Here is an 18,787-nt window from a genome sequence, read left to right on the forward strand (position 1 = left end):
CTAAGCAATGCCTGCATTTCTGATAACTGGCGGCCGGTACGGTTTATCTTTCGTCTTTGCCGAATCGATCTGCTTGAGGGATAGCATGGGTAAAATGATTTACTCGTTTTTTACCCGCTGAAGCATGCGGCTGTCAACGTTCTATTGCGAGCTAATGCGGAGAGTGGCGAACTGTGAAATGGTGTCCCCTGCAGGAATCGAACCTGCAACTAGCCCTTAGGAGGGGCTCGTTATATCCATTTAACTAAGGGGACGAGGCGGCGCGATTATAGCGTTTTTTCCTCGCAGCGGTAAGCCTCAGGCCGCCTGACTGCTCAAACAGTCACCATTCAGGACTGTTTTTTCTGGTTTTTCTGCTTTTTTTCATCCTGCTCAGTCCGTAACCGGGCTTCTTCTTTACGTTTATTGCTCATGTCGTTGCGGATCTGCGCATGGCTCATCAGCGCAAAAATGAAGGTTCCACCGCAGATATTTCCGGCAAGCGTTGGCAACGCAAAGGGCCAGATGAAATCTCCCCAGTGCAACGTGCCGTTAAAGACCAGATAGAGAATTTCAACCGAACCCACGACGATGTGCGTGGTATCGCCTAACGCAATCAGCCAGGTCATTAGAATAATGACTACAATTTTTGCTGCACCTGCAGCGGGAAACATCCAGACCATTGTCGCGATTAACCAGCCGGAAATAATGGCGTTGGAAAACATTTCAACGGGACTGTTTTTCATGACGTCCATACCAATTTTGACAAAGGCGTCACGGGTTGTTTCATCAAAAATCGGCATGTATTCAAAAGCCCATGCGGCGATGCCGGTGCCAAGAATATTACCCAGCAACACCACGCTCCACAGACGCATTAATAGGCCGAAATTACCGAGGGTGGGGTTTTGCATGACCGGCAGTACGGCAGTCACGGTATTCTCGGTAAAGAGTTGCTGACGCGCCATAATGACAATGATAAACCCGAAGGTATAACCGAGATTCTCTAGCAGAAATCCGCCAGGAACCCCCTCAAGTTGTACGTGAAAAATGCCCTTTGCCAGTAACGAGGCACCCATTGATAGCCCGGCTGCAATCGCTGACCACAGCAATGCCATCGCATCACGTTCCATCTCTTTTTCCCCGTCCTGGCGAATATGTTCGTGAATGGCCATTGCACGGGAGGGAAGCCGATCCTCGTCAAGCTCAATTTTTTTACCCTTTAACTTTTCTTCGCTTTCAACTTCGAGTTCGTCGCTGTGTTGATCGATTTTTTCTTTTTCGATGTCATTCATACCGGGACCCTGAATAAGCACGCATAGCTAAAGCGTAGCGCTTTTATCCTCTTTTCAGCGGGAGAAATTCTGAAATCGCAAAAATGGTAACATCTGTTTTTATTGGGTTCGGTAGAATAGAAACACCGCGATCTCTGTATTACCAGGCTATGATCAAATCAGTAAGGCAGGGTATGTAGACATCGTTTGACGTGCTGTTACAATCGCTCACATCTAAACAGGCGGATACGTCATTGTTCCGTCACGGATGGCAATCAGCGATAGCCATAATATACAGGGAGACACTTATGAAGCTTCGCCTGTCGGCGCTTGCGCTGGGAACCACACTTTTGGTGGGGTGTGCGAGCTCCGGTACAGAACAGCAGGGGCGCTCGGATCCATTTGAAGGGTTCAACCGCACCATGTACAACTTCAACTTTAATGTGTTGGATCCGTATGTTGTTCGACCAGTGGCAGTAGCCTGGCGTGATTATGTTCCGCAACCCGCCCGAAATGGTTTGAGCAACTTCACGGGTAACCTCGAAGAACCGGCTGTAATGGTTAACTATTTCCTGCAAGGTGATCCTTATCAGGGGATGGTGCATTTTACCCGTTTCTTCCTGAACACCCTGTTAGGTATGGGTGGCTTTATTGATGTTGCCGGTATGGCGAATCCGAAACTGCAGCGCGTTGAACCACACCGCTTTGGTAGCACGCTAGGTCATTACGATGTCGGTTATGGCCCGTATATGCAGCTTCCGTTCTACGGCAGCTTTACCGTGCGTGACGACGGTGGTGATATGGTAGATACACTGTATCCAGTGCTGTCGTGGCTGACCTGGCCGTTGTCGGTTGGTAAATGGACTATTGAAGGGATTGAAACCCGCGCGCAACTGCTCGATTCCGATGGTCTGCTGCGTCAATCTTCCGATCCGTACATCATGGTGCGTGAAGCTTATTTCCAGCGTCATGACTTCATTGCGAACGGTGGGAAACTCAAACCAGAAGAAAATCCGAACGCACAAGCGATTCAGGATGATTTAAAAGATATCGATTCCGAGTAAGGAATTGGCGCAAATAAAAAGGTGAGCTAAAAAGCTCACCTTTTTTACGTTTGTGACCCGTCCTGAAGAAAATCAGAATGCGTAGTTAAAGTTGGTACCGAACAGCCAGGCTTTACCTTCAGATTTGAAGGAGTATGCCGCTACACCTTCACCCTCGGTGAATTTCACGCTTTGACCGTGCATATAAGATGCGCCAACATCAATAGAAGCATCTTCATTAAATGCGTATGTGGTACCCGCGCTCAGCCACAGGCGATCCTGGTCTGGAATGGAAATAGAGCGCTTATTAGCTGGAACCGGGCTATCGTCATAGGCGATACCAGTACGGAACGTCCAGTTTTTGTCATAATAATAAGTAGTACCTAACGCAATGCGATAAGCATCTTTAAAGCTTTCGTCTTTATAGAAGAGTTGCTGGCCGCTATTACCGGTGGCTTTTAGCTCCTGGAATTGACTCCAACTGGTATATGCCAGGCTATAATGGATCGCCCATTGTGGCGCAATACGGTTGTAACCAGATATTTCCCACATTTCAGGCAGATTTAGCGTCAGAGAACCGCTTTGCGTTGCTCCACCTGTACCGTATGGCAGACTTGAAAGCCCCATATTGGCAAAAATATTGTTCAAATTAGGGTTAATTGAGCTCTTATAATCGCCTTCAAAGTCGATTTCTATTTCGGAACGATAAGTCAGGCCCCAGCGGTTATTTTTGTCGAGTTCATAAAGAATACCCGCGTTCCAACCGAATCCCCACTCGTCACCTTTCAGATGGGCAATTTGAGAATCTGGTGTATTAATGCCGTTGGTCCATGATGCTGGAACACCATTATTGACGAGTTGCTGTGAAAGGAGAGGACCCAGAGAACCAGCATAACGCTCGATTTTCGCTTTTGCATAAACAGCATCGAAACCGAGACCGAAGCTCCAGCTATTATTCAGACGATAGGCACCACTAAGGTTAAGGTTTAGTGTTTGCAGGTCGGTTTTACCACCATAGATCCCCGCAGCGTAGTTGTTGTTAAATTCGGTTGCGAGACCATAGTTAGAGGTTATTGATGCACCCCAACCAAACTGATCGTTGATCGGTGCCACATAATGCAGATTTGGCACCCATGCCGTTGGTGCAATATTGTCTGCATCAGCATTTTGACCCGTTAAGTTAGAGTGACCAGTAACATTAACGTCTGGATCAATATACACCGCACCTGCAGAAAAAGTCGGGCGGTCAAACATCATAATCAGTGCCGGGTTACGACTGGCGTTACCTGCGTCATCCGCGATCGCGCCTTCACCCGAATATGCCCGGCCAAGGCCAGAGGAAGAAAATTCGTTTAACTGAAAGCCTGCAGACCAGGCCTGTGTGGAGATAATTGCCACTGCGACTGCGAGAGCAGACTTTGTAAACAGGGTTTTCTGGCTCATGACCATAACCTCATAGATTTATTTTTATACAAACAATGTTACATGCCGTAACAGGAGCGCGAAGTGTAGGGTCTGAGGTTCGAGAGAGAAATCAGACCAGTGGCGAGAGTATAGGTCTGACCAGATAGAATGTTGCAAGTATGTTTATAAGTTTTTTCAATTATGATCTTAAAAACGCGATCCAGCTGGCAAAATTGCGGGGGGCCGCACTCACCTGTTTGGGTGATTTTTGTTTTAGATCATTTTTAAGTGTGATTTCGGTCACTTATCTCATTTCATACAATTAACGACTGGAGAGGCGAATAATGGCGGCGTAAAATATCCCCATCGTTTATCTGGCACCTCAGGTGCGAATACAGAGGAAATCTACAATGAGTAAATGCAGTGCTGATGAAACCCCGGTTTGCTGCTGTATGGATGTTGGCACCATCATGGACAACTCCGATTGCACCGCGTCATACAGCCGCGTGTTCGCGAATCGCGCAGAGGCAGAAGAAACACTGGCCGCTCTGACCGAGAAGGCGCGTGGTGTGGAATCTGAACCTTGTAAAATCACCTCGACTTTTACCGAAGAGTCAGACGGTGTGCGTCTGGATATCGACTTTGTTTTCGCTTGCGAAGCTGAAACGCTAATCTTCCAGTTGGGTCTGCGTTAATCCCTTCTTCAAATGCCCTTGTCCAGTTCAGGCAAGGGCATTTTCGTAACAAGCAGTGATTATTCACTGTGTCATAGCTCCCACTTTCTTTTCTCTCCGCTTGGCTAAATGTAAAAAATTGGTTAAGACTGTGATCAGGTCAGACCACTTATTTTATTTTTTACAGGGGAGTGTTATGAGTCAGGCTTTACCGCTGGTTACCCGTCAGGGCGATCGCATCGCCATTGTGAGCGGACTGCGTACGCCATTTGCCCGCCAGGCGACCGCGTTTCATGGCATTCCCGCCGTTGATTTGGGAAAAATGGTCGTGGGGGAGTTGCTCGCACGCAGTGAAATACCTGCCGAAGCGATCGAGCAACTGGTATTTGGTCAGGTCGTGCAAATGCCTGAAGCTCCCAATATTGCCAGGGAAATCGTATTAGGCACTGGGATGAATGTTCATACGGATGCTTACAGTGTAAGCCGGGCTTGCGCTACCAGCTTCCAGGCAGTGGCGAATGTCGCGGAAAGCCTGATGGCAGGCTCGATTCGCGCGGGAATTGCTGGCGGGGCGGATTCTTCCTCTGTGCTGCCAATTGGTGTGAGCAAGACCCTGGCACGAGTGTTGGTGGACGTGAATAAAGCCCGAACCACCGGCCAGCGTCTTAAACTCTTTTCCCGACTGCGTTTGCGTGACCTGATGCCCGTTCCACCTGCCGTCGCTGAGTACTCCACCGGTTTACGGATGGGAGATACCGCTGAGCAAATGGCAAAAACGTATGGCATCACGCGTGAGCAACAGGATGCACTGGCGCATCGTTCTCATCAACGTGCCGCTCAGGCCTGGGCGGAGGGGAAGTTGGCAGATGAGGTGATGACCACTTACGCGCCACCGTTTAAACATCCCTTTTCAGAAGATAACAATATTCGCGGCGACTCTACGTTAGCGGATTACGCCAGACTGCGCCCTGCGTTTGACAGAAAACACGGCACGGTAACGGCAGCAAACAGTACTCCTTTGACAGATGGTGCTGCTGCCGTGATTTTAATGACCGAATCCCGCGCGAAAGAGCTGGGACTGGTGCCACTGGGTTACTTGCGCAGCTTTGCGTTTACCGCCATTGATGTCTGGCAGGATATGCTGCTTGGACCTGCGTGGTCGACACCGCTTGCGCTGGAACGTGCGGGTCTGACGATGGCCGATTTAACGCTGATTGATATGCACGAAGCCTTTGCCGCACAAACACTGGCAAATCTCCAGCTACTGGGCAGCGAACGTTTTGCCCGAGAAGTATTGGGCCGAACGCATGCTACAGGCGAAGTGGATGACAGTAAATTCAATGTCCTGGGTGGCTCAATAGCCTATGGGCACCCCTTTGCTGCGACCGGTGCTCGGATGATCACCCAGACTCTCCATGAATTACGACGTCGTGGCGGTGGGTTTGGTCTGGTGACCGCTTGTGCGGCGGGTGGTCTGGGTGCGGCAATGGTTCTGGAGGCGGAATAATGGAAATGACATCGGCTTTTACGCTACATGTGCGTCTGGATAACGTGGCGGTGGTTTCCATTGATGTTCCCGGCGAGAAAATGAATACCCTGAAAGCGGAGTTTGCTTCGCAGGTTCGGGCCATTCTGAAACAAATTCGTGAAAACAAGGCGCTGCGCGGCGTCGTGTTCATCTCAGCAAAACCAGATAATTTCATCGCTGGGGCGGATATCAACATGATAGGCAGTTGCTGTAGCGCGCAGGAAGCCGAAACGCTGGCCCGCCAGGGGCAGCAGATGATGGCGGAAATCAATGTGTTGCCGATCCCGGTTATCGCCGCGATTCACGGCGCATGCCTGGGCGGTGGTCTGGAGATGGCGCTGGCATGCCATCATCGTATTTGTACTGACGATGCCAAAACGGTGTTAGGTTTGCCGGAAGTTCAGTTAGGTTTGCTGCCAGGTTCCGGGGGGACACAGCGATTACCACGTCTGGTTGGCGTGAGTACCGCGCTGGATATGATCCTGACGGGTAAACAATTACGAGCCAAACAGGCGCTGAAAGTTGGGCTGGTAGACGAAGTGGTACCGCACACTATTCTGCTGGAAGCGGCGGTCGAGATGGCCAAAAAGGACAACTCTGCGCAGCGAAGCCTCCCTGTGCGCGAACGCGTGTTGGCAGGGCCGCTTGGGCGGACACTGCTGTTTCGAATGGTCGGTAAAAAGACGGCACAAAAAACACAGGGGAACTACCCTGCGACGGAACGTATCCTTGAGGTGATAGAAACCGGTCTGGCGCAGGGAAGCAGCAGTGGCTATGACGCCGAAGCCCGTGCATTTGGCGAACTGGTCATGACGCCTCAGTCCCAGGCATTACGTAATATCTTTTTTGCTAACACCGAAGTGAAAAAAGATCCCGGCAGCGATGCACAACCAGCTCCACTGAATAGCGTTGGCGTTTTGGGCGGTGGTTTGATGGGGGGGGGTATTGCATACGTGACGGCCTGTAAAGGTGGCCTGCCAGTACGCATTAAAGATATTAATGCTAAAGGAATCAATCACGCGCTGAAATACAGTTGGGATCAACTTGAAACGAAAGTGCGTCGGCGTCATCTTAAAACCGGTGAGCGTGACAAACAACTGGCGTTGATTTCGGGATCAACCGACTATCGCGGTTTTGCTCATCGGGATCTGGTTATTGAAGCGGTTTTTGAAGATCTGCCATTAAAACAACAGATGGTGGCCGAAGTTGAGAAAAATTGTGCTTCCCACACTATTTTTGCCTCTAACACCTCATCTTTACCAATTAGCGACATTGCCGCTACTGCTGCCAGACCTGAGCAGGTCATTGGCTTGCACTTCTTTAGTCCGGTGGAAAAAATGCCGCTGGTGGAGGTCATCCCTCATGCGACAACCTCTGAACAAACCATTGCCACTACGGTTAAGCTTGCGAAAAAACAGGGTAAAACACCCATTGTGGTACGTGATAAAGCTGGGTTCTATGTTAATCGTATTCTTGCGCCATATATCAATGAGGCGATCCGCTTACTTATCGAAGGTGAGCGCGTTGAGCATATTGATGCCGCACTGGTAAAGTTTGGTTTTCCGGTAGGACCGATCCAACTTTTGGATGAGGTTGGAATTGATACCGGGACTAAAATTATACCTGTACTGGAGGCGGCTTATGGAGAACGTTTTAGCGCACCTGCAAATATTGTTGCTTCAATTTTGAATGATGATCGCAAAGGTAGAAAAAATGGTCGTGGTTTCTATCTTTATGGTGCGAAAGGGCGTAAAAGCAAAAAACAGGTCGACCCTGCAATTTATACGCTTATTGGCGCACAGGGGCAGAGCCGACATACTGCCCCGCAGATCGCAGAGCGGTGTGTCATGTTAATGCTTAACGAGGCAGCGCGCTGTTTCGATGAGAAGATAGTCCGCAGCGCAAGAGATGGTGACATTGGTGCTGTGTTTGGTATTGGTTTTCCGCCATTTCTGGGCGGCCCGTTCCGGTATATGGATTCACTCGGGGCGAGTGAAGTGGTTGCGATTCTGCAGCGACTGGCGACGCAATATGGTTCCCGGTTTACTCCGTGTGAGCAGTTATTGCGGATGGCGGAACGCGGTGAACGTTTCTGGAATAACGGGGAAACTGACCTGAATTAATGAGGTCAAAGGTAGGATGAATCCGCACTGAATGTATGAGTCATGCTCAAAATGTAAACAGAGATTGACTATACTTACGCCATTGAGGTAAAAAACAGCGTTTCATTCGGTGAATGGATAAGGCACAATGCCGGCCACCAACATCGTTACCACGGTCAATAGGGGCTGTGAGTCAGCGTGTTGGTGATTCTGGTTAACAAAAGCGGTGCAATATGCAAGTTTTTATCATGCGTCACGGCGACGCGGCCCTCGATGCCGCCAGTGATTCGGTTCGTCCCTTAACCTCTTGTGGTTGTGACGAATCTCGCCTGATGGCGAACTGGCTGAAAGGTCAAAAAGTGGATATCGAACGTGTTCTGGTGAGCCCGTTCCTGCGAGCCGAACAAACGCTGGATGTCGTAGGTGAGTGTATGAACCTGCCAACCGGTGTGGATGTTTTGCCGGAGCTGACTCCCTGCGGCGATGTCGGTCTGGTCAGCGCCTATTTGCAGGCTCTGGCCAACGAAGGTATCGCAACGGCGCTGGTGATCTCTCACTTACCTTTAGTGGGATATCTGGTGTCAGAGCTTTGCCCTGGTGAAACACCGCCAATGTTTACCACATCAGCGATTGCCAGTGTAACGCTTGATGAGAGCGGAAAGGGCATTTTCAACTGGCAGATGAGCCCGTGTAATTTGAAAATGGCAAAAGCGATTTAATCGAAATCGCTATGTGTTCAGGGCCGGATAAGGCAAAAAGCCATCCGGTAATAAAAAGAGCCGCAAATGCGGCTCTTTGTGTTTTCGCTCTCAGGGAAGTTCTGGCGGTAACCACTCTTCAACTTCAATGAGAACCAGTAGCGCAGCGTCACCACCATATTCTTTAGGCGCCTGATGGAAGGCCATAACATGCGGATGCTGTGCCAGCCATAGCGGCGTTTGCTGTTTAAGAATGTGCTTCCCGTGGCCGTGCATCACACAGGCACAAAAGACATGTTCACGACGGCAGGCGGCAATGAGAGCGCCTAACTCCTGTTTGGCCTGCTGTTGTGTCAGCCCGTGCAAATCAAGAAACAGTTCCGGGGAATAATCGCCACGGCGCATTTTCTTTAGTTCGAAATGGCTGACATCGGTACGTAGATATCGCACCGGACCGTCAGTATTGAGCAGTGGCTGAAATTCATCAGAGAAATAGTGGCTGGCATCAACCTGTTCCTGCAATAACCTCTTGACCGGGACCTCGGTGGTTTTTTTACGTGGCGGTCGATGAACAATCGTGTCTTGCTTAATTTGACGAGTACCGGTCATCAGCTGGCGAAACAGCGTCTGGTCCTCCTCGCTGAGCGATGTTTTCTTTTTCATGTGAGCGTCTCATCTTTTATTTTCCGTTAGTTTAACCCGACTCGACGGGCATCCGATCGCTTAAAACGCAATTTTCACGTTCAGTCTCCGCGTGAATGCTGATTTATCGCCGCCTTCGTGGCAAACTAGCCGCCGAATTTAATGCGAGCATGCCCTGGAGGAATACGTGGATAAAATTTTCGTTGATGAAGCAGTGAGTGAACTGCATACCATTCAGGACATGTTGCGCTGGGCGGTTAGCCGTTTTAGCGCGGCGAATATCTGGTATGGCCATGGAACCGATAACCCGTGGGATGAAGCGGTGCAACTGGTGCTGCCTTCGCTTTACCTGCCGCTGGATATTCCTGAAGATATGCGCACAGCGCGTCTGACCTCCAGCGAGCGTCATCGCATTGTTGAACGTGTTATTCGTCGCGTCAACGAGCGTATCCCGGTTGCCTACCTGACGAATAAAGCCTGGTTCTGTGGACATGAATTCTATGTCGATGAACGTGTACTGGTTCCTCGTTCCCCGATTGGCGAACTGATCAATAATCGTTTTGCCGGGCTTATCAGCGAGCAGCCTCAGCATATTCTGGATATGTGTACTGGCAGCGGCTGTATTGCTATCGCCTGTGCATATGCTTTCCCGGAAGCGGAAGTCGATGCGGTGGATATTTCCACTGACGCGCTGGCGGTGACCGAACAGAATATTGAAGAACATGGCCTCATCCACCACGTCACGCCGATCCGTTCCGATTTGTTCCGTGATCTGTTGAAAGTTCAGTATGACCTGATTGTGACCAACCCACCGTATGTCGATGCAGAAGATATGTCCGATCTGCCTAACGAATATCGCCACGAGCCTGAACTGGGTCTGGCGTCCGGTAGCGATGGACTTAAACTCACTCGCCGCATTTTGGGTAACGCGCCTGACTATCTGTCGGATAACGGCATTCTGATTTGTGAAGTCGGAAACAGCATGGTACATCTGATAGAACAATATCCAGATGTGCCGTTTACCTGGCTGGAGTTCGATAACGGCGGGGATGGCGTATTCATGCTGACCAAAGAACAGCTGATCGCTGCTCGCGAACATTTCAACATCTACAAAGATTAATACACGCGCACAAACACAACATTTATAACGGAGCCGTGATGGCAGGAAACACAATTGGGCAACTCTTTCGCGTAACGACCTTCGGCGAATCACACGGGCTGGCGCTCGGTTGTATTGTTGATGGTGTTCCGCCAGGTATTCCTTTGACAGAAGCCGACCTGCAGCACGATCTCGACAGACGTCGTCCGGGGACTTCGCGTTACACTACGCAGCGTCGTGAGCCGGATCAGGTAAAGATCCTTTCAGGCGTGTTCGAAGGTGTAACAACAGGCACCAGCATCGGTTTGTTGATCGAGAATACAGACCAGCGTTCGCAGGACTACGGCGCGATTAAAGATGTTTTTCGTCCGGGTCATGCCGACTACACCTACGAGCAGAAATACGGTCTGCGCGACTACCGTGGAGGTGGACGTTCATCTGCGCGCGAAACGGCGATGCGTGTGGCGGCTGGCGCGATTGCCAAAAAGTATCTGGCAGAAAAATTTGGTGTTGAAATCCGTGGCTGTCTGACCCAGATGGGCGATATTCCGTTAGAGATTAAAGACTGGTCTCAGGTGGAACAGAACCCATTCTTTTGCCCGGACCCAGGGAAAATTGAGGCGCTGGACGAACTGATGCGTGCGCTTAAAAAAGAGGGTGACTCCATCGGGGCGAAAGTGACCGTTGTCGCTAACGGCGTACCTCCGGGATTTGGCGAACCTGTTTTCGATCGTCTTGACGCTGATATCGCTCATGCGTTGATGAGCATTAATGCGGTAAAAGGCGTGGAGATTGGTGACGGTTTTGATGTTGTCGCGCTGCGAGGCAGTCAGAATCGAGATGAAATCACCAAAGAAGGCTTCCAGAGTAATCATGCTGGCGGCATTCTGGGCGGCATCAGTAGCGGACAACAAATTGTTGCCCATATGGCGTTGAAACCGACTTCCAGTATTACTGTTCCCGGGCGAACCATTAACCGCTTTGGCGAGGAAGTCGAAATGATCACTAAAGGACGTCATGATCCGTGTGTTGGGATCCGCGCAGTGCCGATTGCTGAGGCGATGCTGGCGATTGTGTTGATGGATCACCTGTTGCGTCAACGGGCGCAAAATGCGGATGTGAAGATAGACATTCCTCGCTGGTAAAAAATGAAAAAAATGGCACTTGCGGCGCTGGCTCTTTTTGCCAGCGCCGCCTGTATGGCGGCAACGCCGTGGCAGAAAATTACCCCCCCGATTGCGGGGAGTGCGCAGTCGATTGGCGCATTCTCCAATGGCTGTATTGTTGGGGCAGATACGCTGCCTGTGCAGTCAGACCATTATCAGGTAATGCGTACCGATCAGCGTCGTTATTTCGGCCATCCTGATCTGGTGACATTTATTCAGCGTCTGAGTACTCAGGCCAATAATCTGGGGCTGGGAACGGTATTAATAGGCGATATGGGTATGCCAGCAGGTGGACGCTTCAATGGCGGACACGCGAGCCATCAGACTGGGCTGGATGTTGATATTTTCCTGCAATTGCCGAAAACACGTTGGACGCAGGCACAACTGCTGCGACCACAGGCGTTGGATCTGGTTTCACAGGATGGTAAACGCGTCGTTCCATCGCTCTGGAAACCGGAGATTTTCAGCCTGATCAGGCTGGCTGCAAAAGATAATGATGTTACGCGAATTTTCGTGAATCCGGCAATTAAGCAGCAACTTTGTCTGGATGCAGGGAGCGACAGGGACTGGCTGCGAAAAGTGCGACCATGGTTCCAGCACCGTGCTCATATGCATGTACGGCTACGTTGTCCTGCTGACAGTCTGGAGTGCCAGGACCAGCCGTTACCTCCACCGGGTGATGGTTGTGGTGCGGAGTTGCAAAGCTGGTTCGAACCTCCTAAACCTGGAACAACTAAGCCTGAGAAGAAGACACCGCCGCCATTGCCGCCTTCCTGCCAGGCGCTACTGGACGAGCATGTACTCTAATGGATAATTTTTCCGCGCTGTTTATGGTGTCTCCGCTACTTTTGGGCGTCCTTTTTTGTGTGGCTATGCTGGCAGGATTTATTGATTCTCTGGCTGGAGGAGGTGGCTTACTCACCATCCCGGCACTGATGGCGGCTGGCATGCCGCCTGCGCAGGCACTTGCCACCAATAAGCTACAGGCATGTGGCGGCTCGATTTCCTCATCCCTCTATTTTATTCGTCGCGGCGTGGTGAACCTGGCTGAGCAGAAACTCAATATCGCCATGACGTTTATCGGTTCGATGAGTGGCGCCTTACTGGTTCAGCATGTGCAGTCAGATATTTTACGGCAAATTCTGCCCGTCCTGGTTATCTGTATCGGCCTTTACTTTCTGCTGATGCCTAAAATAGGTGAAGAAGATCGGCAGCGTCGGCTGTATGGTTTGCCTTTTGCGTTGGTGGCTGGTGGCTGTGTCGGCTTTTACGATGGTTTTTTTGGCCCGGCAGCGGGATCATTTTACGCGTTATCTTTTGTCATGCTTTGTGGCTATAACCTGGCAAAATCGACAGCACATGCCAAGGTCTTGAACGCCACATCCAATATTGGTGGGCTATTACTGTTCGCCCTTGGCGGCAAAGTGATTTGGGCGACTGGTTTTGTGATGCTCATTGGCCAGTTTATTGGCGCGCGGATGGGGTCACGTTTGGTGCTCAGCAAAGGACATAAACTTATTCGGCCGATGATCGTCATTGTCTCTGCAGTGATGAGTGCCAAGCTACTTTACGATAACCATGGACAGGAGATTCTCCACTGGCTGGGGATGAACTAATGAACAATACCCATCACTACCAACAGCTAATTGATCTTTTTAACGATTGCTTTGCTGACGAATTTAATACCCGTCTGATTAAAGGCGATGACGAACCAATCTATCTTCCTGCTGATGCAGAATTACCGTATCACCGTATTGTTTTTGCACACGGTTTCTACGCCAGTGCGCTGCATGAAATTTCACACTGGTGCATTGCCGGTAAAGCGCGTCGTGAATTGGTGGATTTCGGCTACTGGTATTGCCCGGATGGTCGGGATGCGAAAACGCAATGTCAGTTTGAAGACGTAGAAGTGAAACCGCAGGCGTTTGACTGGTTGTTTTGCATGGCGGCGGGGTATCCGTTTAACGTCAGCTGCGACAACTTGGAAGGGGACTTTGAACCGGATCGCGTGGTATTCCAGCGCCGTGTGCATGCCCAGGTGATGGAGTATCTGGAGAAGGGGATTCCCGAACGTCCAGCGCGTTTCATTAAAGCGTTGCAGAATTATTATCACACGCCTGAACTTAAGGCGGAACAATTCCCGTGGCCAGAAGCGCTCAATTGAAGCCAATGCCACGTTTACAATGAGGAAAGAAGATGATCGCGGAGTTTGAATCACGCATTCTGGCATTAATCGACGATATGGTAGAGCACGCCAGCGATGATGAGTTGTTTGCCAGTGGATATTTGCGTGGGCACCTGACGCTGGCGGTTGCTGAACTGGAGGGGGGCGATGATCACTCCGCCCAGGCAGTGCATGCCAGTGTGACTAACAGCCTCGAGAAGGCCATAAACGCAGGGGAGCTTTCTCCGCGTGATCAGGCGCTGGTTAGAGATATGTGGCAGAGCCTTTTTGAACAGGCAAGTGCCAAGAACCTTCCTTTAGAGTAATTTCCCGCCAATTTTGCGTTAACACATCAATTAATAGCATTCCTGTCCGGTGAATCCTGCCACCGGACAGCCTGTATTTTTACTATGTCACATCTTCTTCTTAACCGGAAAAATGAATCCTGGGCTCAGGTTAATGTGGAATCCTACCTTTCTGAATTTATTTGAACATAAATGATTTATTCATAATATCAATGGTTAATTTATATTTAATGTTTATATTGAAATAAGGCATTCCTCAATAAAAGCTAATTATTAAGGAATGCCTCTATAAATACTGTTGTTGAAATTCGTTATTCGAATATGTTGTATTTTGGGGTAAGGAAATCATTCTTTTTTGTGATTTAAATATAATCTTAAACGCAGGGTATGCGGATGAGATAGGGCAGGGAGATAGTTCATAATACCTTAGCTATATAGCTAGGGAATATTAGGATATCTGAGTTATATGGCTACACTTCTGTCCTGAACATGAAGGACAGAGAAGATGTAAATATAATGATATTAATTTTAGGGATTGAAAAATGAACGATCTGCTGATTAAAGCATATGTCAAAGGAATCACAGGGATTCAAAATGTACGCGATTTTGCCAAAAGCGAACGCGGTGTCACTGCAGTGGAATATGCGATTGTGCTTGGCGGGGTTGCAGCTGTTGTTGCAGTAATCTTCGGGAAAGGCGGTACAGTGGATGACTTACTGACGGCAATCTTCAAACAGGTATCCCAAACTGTTATGAGTTCAATGAAATAATATTAACGGCTATTTCATAGAATGTCTCTATATGGGCAAAATATATCTTTGCCCATATAATAACATTTAGTTATTAATTAAACATAAGAAAAAGTTATTGTTTGAATATTGATTCGTTTAAGTTTAATGATGTTGGAAATATTTTTCTACTGTGCGCAAGTACAGTTAGTGCGGTAGCTATTCCTTAATGGAAATAAAATAACATATATTAACTTATGTCGATTGACGATGAATTTATAGTTTTTTCTATCTGATCAGTAAATTTGATACACATGTAGATTCGATGTGTCTATTAATCATTCTCTTAAAATGGATTTTGAGGTAATCAATGAGCAAAAAGTATTCATTAATAATTAATATTGCCATGATTGTTATAGGCATTATTGGGATGCTGCTTTATTTTATTTCAAATAATAGAAAGGTAGTGCAGTCTCAACAAACACAACAAGTGCAACAGGTAGAAGTCCCTCAGGAAAGGATATCTGTTGCGGTAGCAAAAAAAGACTTAATCGCAGGTATGGTTCTGACATCCAGTGATTTTACACAAGAGTCACGAACAGTCGCAAAAGATAGTGATGAAATTAAAAACTTCCAAATAAATGACTCTATAAATGAATGGATGCTAAAAAATGCTATCAAAGCAGGTACTGAAATTCCTGTTCACTCGTTAATAAAACCTGGAACAGACGAATATATTAATATGTCAGTAAAACCAGGTCAGATTGTATATGGGTTTTCAATTCAGAGGGCAGATAGTTATTTGTTCACTAATCTTAAAGCTGGAGAGGGGGTAGATATTTATCTCTCCTACAATTTACTGCAAGCAACATCTGATGATGGCCACGTGACAACGACCCCAACAATAGATACAGAGCAAGGTATAATCTCTAATCGTCGCTTTAAACTACTATTTAAAAATAAAAAAATACTCTCTATTCAGACCACGGTAAAGGGGTTAGCAGAAAAAGTAGTGTCAGAAAGTACAACACCGATGAGCAAAGAAGGCTTTATGTTGGTTGAACTGACGCCAGATGAGGTACGTATATTAAAAGGGTTGGATGGTGGTAGATTTTATATATTTCCAACTACAGATGGTATAACTCAGCCCGAGATTAATCCTGAAAACTCGGTACTCATTGGCGCTGAAGGTCAATGGCCGATTGATAATAGAAATATTTTGTTTAACGAAATAAAAACTATAGAAAAGAAAGAAGAACCTGTGGAAGAAAAAAAGGTTAGAGAATACCGTGGCGCAAGTGAGAGTAAATAGAAAATATAAGCCATTATATTTTTGTTATTATTAATAATCTTTATTTTAATGTGCCCCATCATTTATTGATGACACACTTTATGACTAAAAGGATGAAGTATGTTTACAAAAGCAAGGGTGTTTGCGCTGCTATTAACATTGCCCACTTTAATGTCAATGGCTCTGGCAGAGGATTTAGTCATTAAAGAAGGACAGTCAAAAAATATATCATCACCACAAAAAATTGACACGGTATTTGTTTCTAATCCTGAAGTTGCAGATTACAAAGTCATTGATAATAAAAAAGTAGTCTTGTTTGGGAAAAAAGCGGGTGTTGCTGATTTAACATTCTACGGTAGTAAAGGAAAAGTATTGCGACAGCTGACTGTGTCGGTTGACAGTTTAGCAGGAGCACTGGCTGCAAAAGTAAATAAACAATTCCCCGGAACGAATATTAACATTGAACGTTACATGAGCGTGGATAAAGCCACGTATGTCATTACTGGGGATGTGGCCAACGAAGAAGTACGAGACCAAATTTATGACACTGTCGGTGGACTTGTTGGTACAGTGAAAAAAGAAAAGGATGTCACTTATAGCGACGATGGTGGAGTAGGTTCAATTAATGTTGAACACTTGTCTAAGCGTCGTTGGGATAACGTTATTGACCGTATGACAGTCCTTTCATCACCACAACAAGTTAATGTCAAGTTGACAGTCGTAGAAGTCACAAAACAGTTTACCGATGCCCTCGGGATCGAATGGAGTAGCTTAACGCTAGACAGTATCATAAATGGCGGCTCGTCTGTAAATAATACTGGTGTTTTTAGTTTGATCGGATTTAAAGGCGGCTTTGATGCGGGTAACATCAGTACCGTGATCAATGCAGTGAAAAATGACAGTATTGCCAGGGTGTTGGCGCAGCCTAACTTGACTGTGTTATCGGGTGAGTATGCCAGCTTTTTGGTCGGTGGAGAAATACCCATTGTCGTTGATAGCGGTGGCAGTAGCTCAACTTCAGTTGAATATAAAGAATATGGTATTCGTCTTAATATCGGTGCAAAAGTTAATCGCAATGATAAGATACGACTTTTTGTTGCTAATGAACTCAGCAATGTAACGGGCAGTTATACCTATAATTCTTACAGCATCCCAACAATTAATACCCGAAAAACCCAATCAACCATTGAATTAGCCGACGGTGACAGTTTTGTCATTGGCGGTTTGCTGAGCGAATCCGATAAAGAAAGTTTATCAAAAGTTCCGTATGCAGGGGAAATACCAATCCTCGGGGCATTTGCCAGAAGTTCGCAGGCAGAACGGGAAAAAAGTGAGTTGGTTGTATTTGCTACGGTTAAATTAGTGAAGCCAGTCTCAGCGGCAGAAAGCTATAAACTGCCGGTACCACAGTTCCATAAGACCTCTGTCGATAAACTATTCTTCAATGTCGGCGTCGCTGCTGAGCATAATGACAGACTGGAAAAAAATGAGGGAAGAAATTTTATCTCCCGTGGTGGTTTTGTTCGATAAGTGAGAATTGAAAATGTTAGATCTGACGAAACTGAATAAAGCTGCCGCAGAGGCCGCTGTTAGCAAATCCTCTTTTGGAAAAACTTCGATAATCTCAGCTCGTTCTCATGTTTCCTCGGGGCTTTCTACCCAGGTTAGAATGAACGGTGGCCAGGATATTAATATTATCAATATATCTTTCGAGAATATGATTGATAACGCGGAAATTTCATCAAGTGAATATGTTATTATTGATATAGCAGATTTTCGTGATGTCCAAGTGATAGAACAGAAAATAAAATTCTTGTTTCCAGTATCTACAAAAAAATTATTTGTAGGTGATGTGGATTCTATTATTTTCTGTGATGAAATGAAAAGAATTGGAGCTTTATATTTACATATTGAATCGCAACTGATGATGCTTGGCGCTGCGCTTAAAAAAACAGACGAGCAGGTTAGCGCAGCTAGCTATACGCAGAAGTTAAGTATCCTTGGGTGCAAAGGAGGAAGCGGAACATCGTGTGTGGCGTTATGGCTTTTCAAAGCATTCGGTGATCTCAGTAATTTACCTGTACTTTTAGTCCAGGGACATACGAGTACACCTGATTTAGATCTTATTTCAGATGCAACCCTGACGCGAGATGGAGTGATCACTAAAATTAATGCACATCAAGGAATGAAGATAGAAACTGATGAAGAAGCATGGAAGTTCGAATTACCAGATTATCAAAGTTATAATATTGTTATCTTTGATCACAACATCACCACGCAAACTCGTGATAAATTAGCTTTCGTTATACCTGGGTCGGATTTTATTTTTATTGTAGTAACACGAGAGTTATCCTCAGTACGCAACGCCAGACTTATTATTGATGAACTTGAGCGAACATCTTCGCTGCAGGATAGTTCAAAAAATATCATTATCCTAAATGAAAACCACCAATCTAAACCTGATGAGTTATCAAATGAAGATATCGAAAACTATCTTGGTAAAAATATAGATATTGTTAGCCCATATAGAAAGGATATTAAGAAAAAAATATTGCAGTCTGACCTTGATTCTTTTGCTGCGAAAATGTTGGGGAGAAACAATGGTGACAGCAAAGATGCTCTCGGCAGAAAATGGTTTAACCTCTCATCTATTTTTAAACGGAAATAAGTAGTGCACTGATATTAAATTACAG

General features: G+C 47.0%; 18 protein-coding genes and 1 tRNA gene. 15 read left to right on the forward strand and 4 right to left on the reverse strand.

Annotated features, from left to right (window positions below; genetic code table 11):
- Nucleotides 1-179 precede the first annotated feature (179 nt).
- Together N7268_RS16680 and N7268_RS16685 are read right to left on the reverse strand one after the other, a co-directional pair.
- Nucleotides 180-254 (reverse strand) — tRNA-Arg (locus N7268_RS16680).
- Between the two features lie 75 nt (nt 255-329).
- Entirely contained in the window at nt 330-1,271 is a 942-nt protein-coding gene (locus tag N7268_RS16685; protein WP_260863754.1) for a formate/nitrite transporter family protein, read from the reverse strand.
- A 287-nt stretch (nt 1,272-1,558) separates the two neighbouring features.
- On the opposite strand from N7268_RS16685, the gene mlaA reads away from it, so the two are divergent.
- On the forward strand, nt 1,559-2,314 hold the full coding sequence (gene mlaA, locus N7268_RS16690; protein ID WP_096756318.1) for a phospholipid-binding lipoprotein MlaA: 756 nt from the start codon (nt 1,559-1,561) through the stop codon (nt 2,312-2,314).
- 72 nt (nt 2,315-2,386) lie between these two features.
- Here the strand turns inward: mlaA and fadL are convergent, their stop codons facing one another.
- A complete protein-coding gene (gene fadL / locus N7268_RS16695) occupies nt 2,387-3,736 on the reverse strand; it encodes a long-chain fatty acid transporter FadL (protein ID WP_260863755.1) in 1,350 nt (449 codons plus the stop codon).
- Between the two features lie 371 nt (nt 3,737-4,107).
- Here fadL and N7268_RS16700 point away from each other — a divergent pair, with 371 nt between their 5' ends.
- The 4 genes from N7268_RS16700 (at nt 4,108) to sixA (ending at nt 8,720) form a co-directional block, all read left to right on the forward strand.
- Nucleotides 4,108-4,392, forward strand: a complete 285-nt coding sequence (locus N7268_RS16700) for a YfcZ/YiiS family protein (RefSeq protein ID WP_198903449.1) — start codon at nt 4,108-4,110, stop codon at nt 4,390-4,392.
- Nucleotides 4,393-4,567: 175 nt separating this feature from the next.
- Entirely contained in the window at nt 4,568-5,878 is a 1,311-nt protein-coding gene (fadI, locus tag N7268_RS16705; RefSeq protein WP_198903450.1) for an acetyl-CoA C-acyltransferase FadI, read from the forward strand.
- On the forward strand, nt 5,878-8,022 hold the full coding sequence (gene fadJ, locus N7268_RS16710; RefSeq protein WP_260863756.1) for a fatty acid oxidation complex subunit alpha FadJ: 2,145 nt from the start codon (nt 5,878-5,880) through the stop codon (nt 8,020-8,022). The genes fadI and fadJ overlap by 1 nt, the downstream gene beginning before the upstream one ends.
- Nucleotides 8,023-8,234: 212 nt before the next feature.
- Nucleotides 8,235-8,720, forward strand: coding sequence for a phosphohistidine phosphatase SixA (sixA, locus tag N7268_RS16715; protein ID WP_048234808.1), 486 nt, complete (start codon nt 8,235-8,237; stop codon nt 8,718-8,720).
- 90 nt (nt 8,721-8,810) lie between these two features.
- On the opposite strand, the gene smrB is transcribed toward sixA, so the two are convergent.
- Complete coding sequence (smrB, locus tag N7268_RS16720; protein WP_260863757.1) at nt 8,811-9,362, reverse strand: endonuclease SmrB; 552 nt, start codon at nt 9,360-9,362, stop codon at nt 8,811-8,813.
- 166 nt (nt 9,363-9,528) lie between these two features.
- Here smrB and prmB point away from each other — a divergent pair, with 166 nt between their 5' ends.
- The 10 genes from prmB to N7268_RS16770 all read left to right on the forward strand — a co-directional run bounded on the left by prmB (nt 9,529) and on the right by N7268_RS16770 (nt 18,762).
- Entirely contained in the window at nt 9,529-10,461 is a 933-nt protein-coding gene (prmB, locus tag N7268_RS16725) for a 50S ribosomal protein L3 N(5)-glutamine methyltransferase (protein WP_260863758.1), read from the forward strand.
- Between the two features lie 38 nt (nt 10,462-10,499).
- Nucleotides 10,500-11,585: a chorismate synthase gene (gene aroC / locus N7268_RS16730; RefSeq protein WP_260863759.1), complete on the forward strand. Its 1,086-nt coding sequence runs from the start codon at nt 10,500-10,502 to the stop codon at nt 11,583-11,585.
- A gap of 3 nt (nt 11,586-11,588) precedes the next feature.
- On the forward strand, nt 11,589-12,413 hold the full coding sequence (gene mepA / locus N7268_RS16735; RefSeq protein ID WP_260863760.1) for a penicillin-insensitive murein endopeptidase: 825 nt from the start codon (nt 11,589-11,591) through the stop codon (nt 12,411-12,413).
- Nucleotides 12,413-13,222, forward strand: coding sequence for a sulfite exporter TauE/SafE family protein (locus N7268_RS16740; RefSeq protein ID WP_260863761.1), 810 nt, complete (start codon nt 12,413-12,415; stop codon nt 13,220-13,222). The genes mepA and N7268_RS16740 overlap by 1 nt, the downstream gene beginning before the upstream one ends.
- The gene (locus N7268_RS16745) at nt 13,222-13,770 is read left to right on the forward strand and encodes an elongation factor P hydroxylase (RefSeq protein ID WP_260863762.1); all 549 of its coding nucleotides are present in this window, start codon (nt 13,222-13,224) and stop codon (nt 13,768-13,770) included. Before N7268_RS16740 ends, N7268_RS16745 begins: the two co-directional genes overlap by 1 nt.
- Nucleotides 13,771-13,802: 32 nt before the next feature.
- Nucleotides 13,803-14,096, forward strand: a complete 294-nt coding sequence (locus tag N7268_RS16750; protein WP_260863763.1) for a YfcL family protein — start codon at nt 13,803-13,805, stop codon at nt 14,094-14,096.
- Nucleotides 14,097-14,617: 521 nt separating this feature from the next.
- Nucleotides 14,618-14,845 (forward strand): Flp family type IVb pilin, encoded by a 228-nt coding sequence (locus tag N7268_RS16755; protein WP_260863764.1) that lies wholly within the window; start codon nt 14,618-14,620, stop codon nt 14,843-14,845.
- A 328-nt stretch (nt 14,846-15,173) separates the two neighbouring features.
- Nucleotides 15,174-16,115 carry a hypothetical protein gene (locus N7268_RS16760; protein ID WP_260863765.1) on the forward strand — a complete coding sequence of 314 codons (942 nt, stop codon included), beginning with the start codon at nt 15,174-15,176 and terminating at the stop codon, nt 16,113-16,115.
- 99 nt (nt 16,116-16,214) lie between these two features.
- On the forward strand, nt 16,215-17,624 hold the full coding sequence (locus N7268_RS16765) for a type II and III secretion system protein family protein (RefSeq protein ID WP_260863766.1): 1,410 nt from the start codon (nt 16,215-16,217) through the stop codon (nt 17,622-17,624).
- 13 nt (nt 17,625-17,637) lie between these two features.
- On the forward strand, nt 17,638-18,762 hold the full coding sequence (locus N7268_RS16770; RefSeq protein WP_260863767.1) for a hypothetical protein: 1,125 nt from the start codon (nt 17,638-17,640) through the stop codon (nt 18,760-18,762).
- The last annotated feature ends 25 nt before the right edge of the window (nt 18,763-18,787 follow it).

It is taken from the genome of Citrobacter sp. Marseille-Q6884, from assembly GCF_945906775.1.
Taxonomy (GTDB): Bacteria; Pseudomonadota; Gammaproteobacteria; order Enterobacterales; family Enterobacteriaceae; genus Citrobacter.

Coding starts and splice junctions, on each gene's coding strand:
- smrB (WP_260863757.1), bottom strand. CDS start 9,362: ATGAAAAAGAAAACATCGCTCAGCGAGGAGGACCAGACGCTGTTTCGC.
- aroC (WP_260863759.1), top strand. CDS start 10,500: ATGGCAGGAAACACAATTGGGCAACTCTTTCGCGTAACGACCTTCGGC.
- N7268_RS16760 (WP_260863765.1), top strand. CDS start 15,174: ATGAGCAAAAAGTATTCATTAATAATTAATATTGCCATGATTGTTATA.
- N7268_RS16740 (WP_260863761.1), top strand. CDS start 12,413: ATGGATAATTTTTCCGCGCTGTTTATGGTGTCTCCGCTACTTTTGGGC.
- sixA (WP_048234808.1), top strand. CDS start 8,235: ATGCAAGTTTTTATCATGCGTCACGGCGACGCGGCCCTCGATGCCGCC.
- fadI (WP_198903450.1), top strand. CDS start 4,568: ATGAGTCAGGCTTTACCGCTGGTTACCCGTCAGGGCGATCGCATCGCC.
- N7268_RS16755 (WP_260863764.1), top strand. CDS start 14,618: ATGAACGATCTGCTGATTAAAGCATATGTCAAAGGAATCACAGGGATT.
- fadL (WP_260863755.1), bottom strand. CDS start 3,736: ATGAGCCAGAAAACCCTGTTTACAAAGTCTGCTCTCGCAGTCGCAGTG.
- N7268_RS16750 (WP_260863763.1), top strand. CDS start 13,803: ATGATCGCGGAGTTTGAATCACGCATTCTGGCATTAATCGACGATATG.
- N7268_RS16700 (WP_198903449.1), top strand. CDS start 4,108: ATGAGTAAATGCAGTGCTGATGAAACCCCGGTTTGCTGCTGTATGGAT.
- mlaA (WP_096756318.1), top strand. CDS start 1,559: ATGAAGCTTCGCCTGTCGGCGCTTGCGCTGGGAACCACACTTTTGGTG.
- N7268_RS16770 (WP_260863767.1), top strand. CDS start 17,638: ATGTTAGATCTGACGAAACTGAATAAAGCTGCCGCAGAGGCCGCTGTT.
- N7268_RS16765 (WP_260863766.1), top strand. CDS start 16,215: ATGTTTACAAAAGCAAGGGTGTTTGCGCTGCTATTAACATTGCCCACT.
- N7268_RS16745 (WP_260863762.1), top strand. CDS start 13,222: ATGAACAATACCCATCACTACCAACAGCTAATTGATCTTTTTAACGAT.
- N7268_RS16685 (WP_260863754.1), bottom strand. CDS start 1,271: ATGAATGACATCGAAAAAGAAAAAATCGATCAACACAGCGACGAACTC.
- fadJ (WP_260863756.1), top strand. CDS start 5,878: ATGGAAATGACATCGGCTTTTACGCTACATGTGCGTCTGGATAACGTG.
- mepA (WP_260863760.1), top strand. CDS start 11,589: ATGAAAAAAATGGCACTTGCGGCGCTGGCTCTTTTTGCCAGCGCCGCC.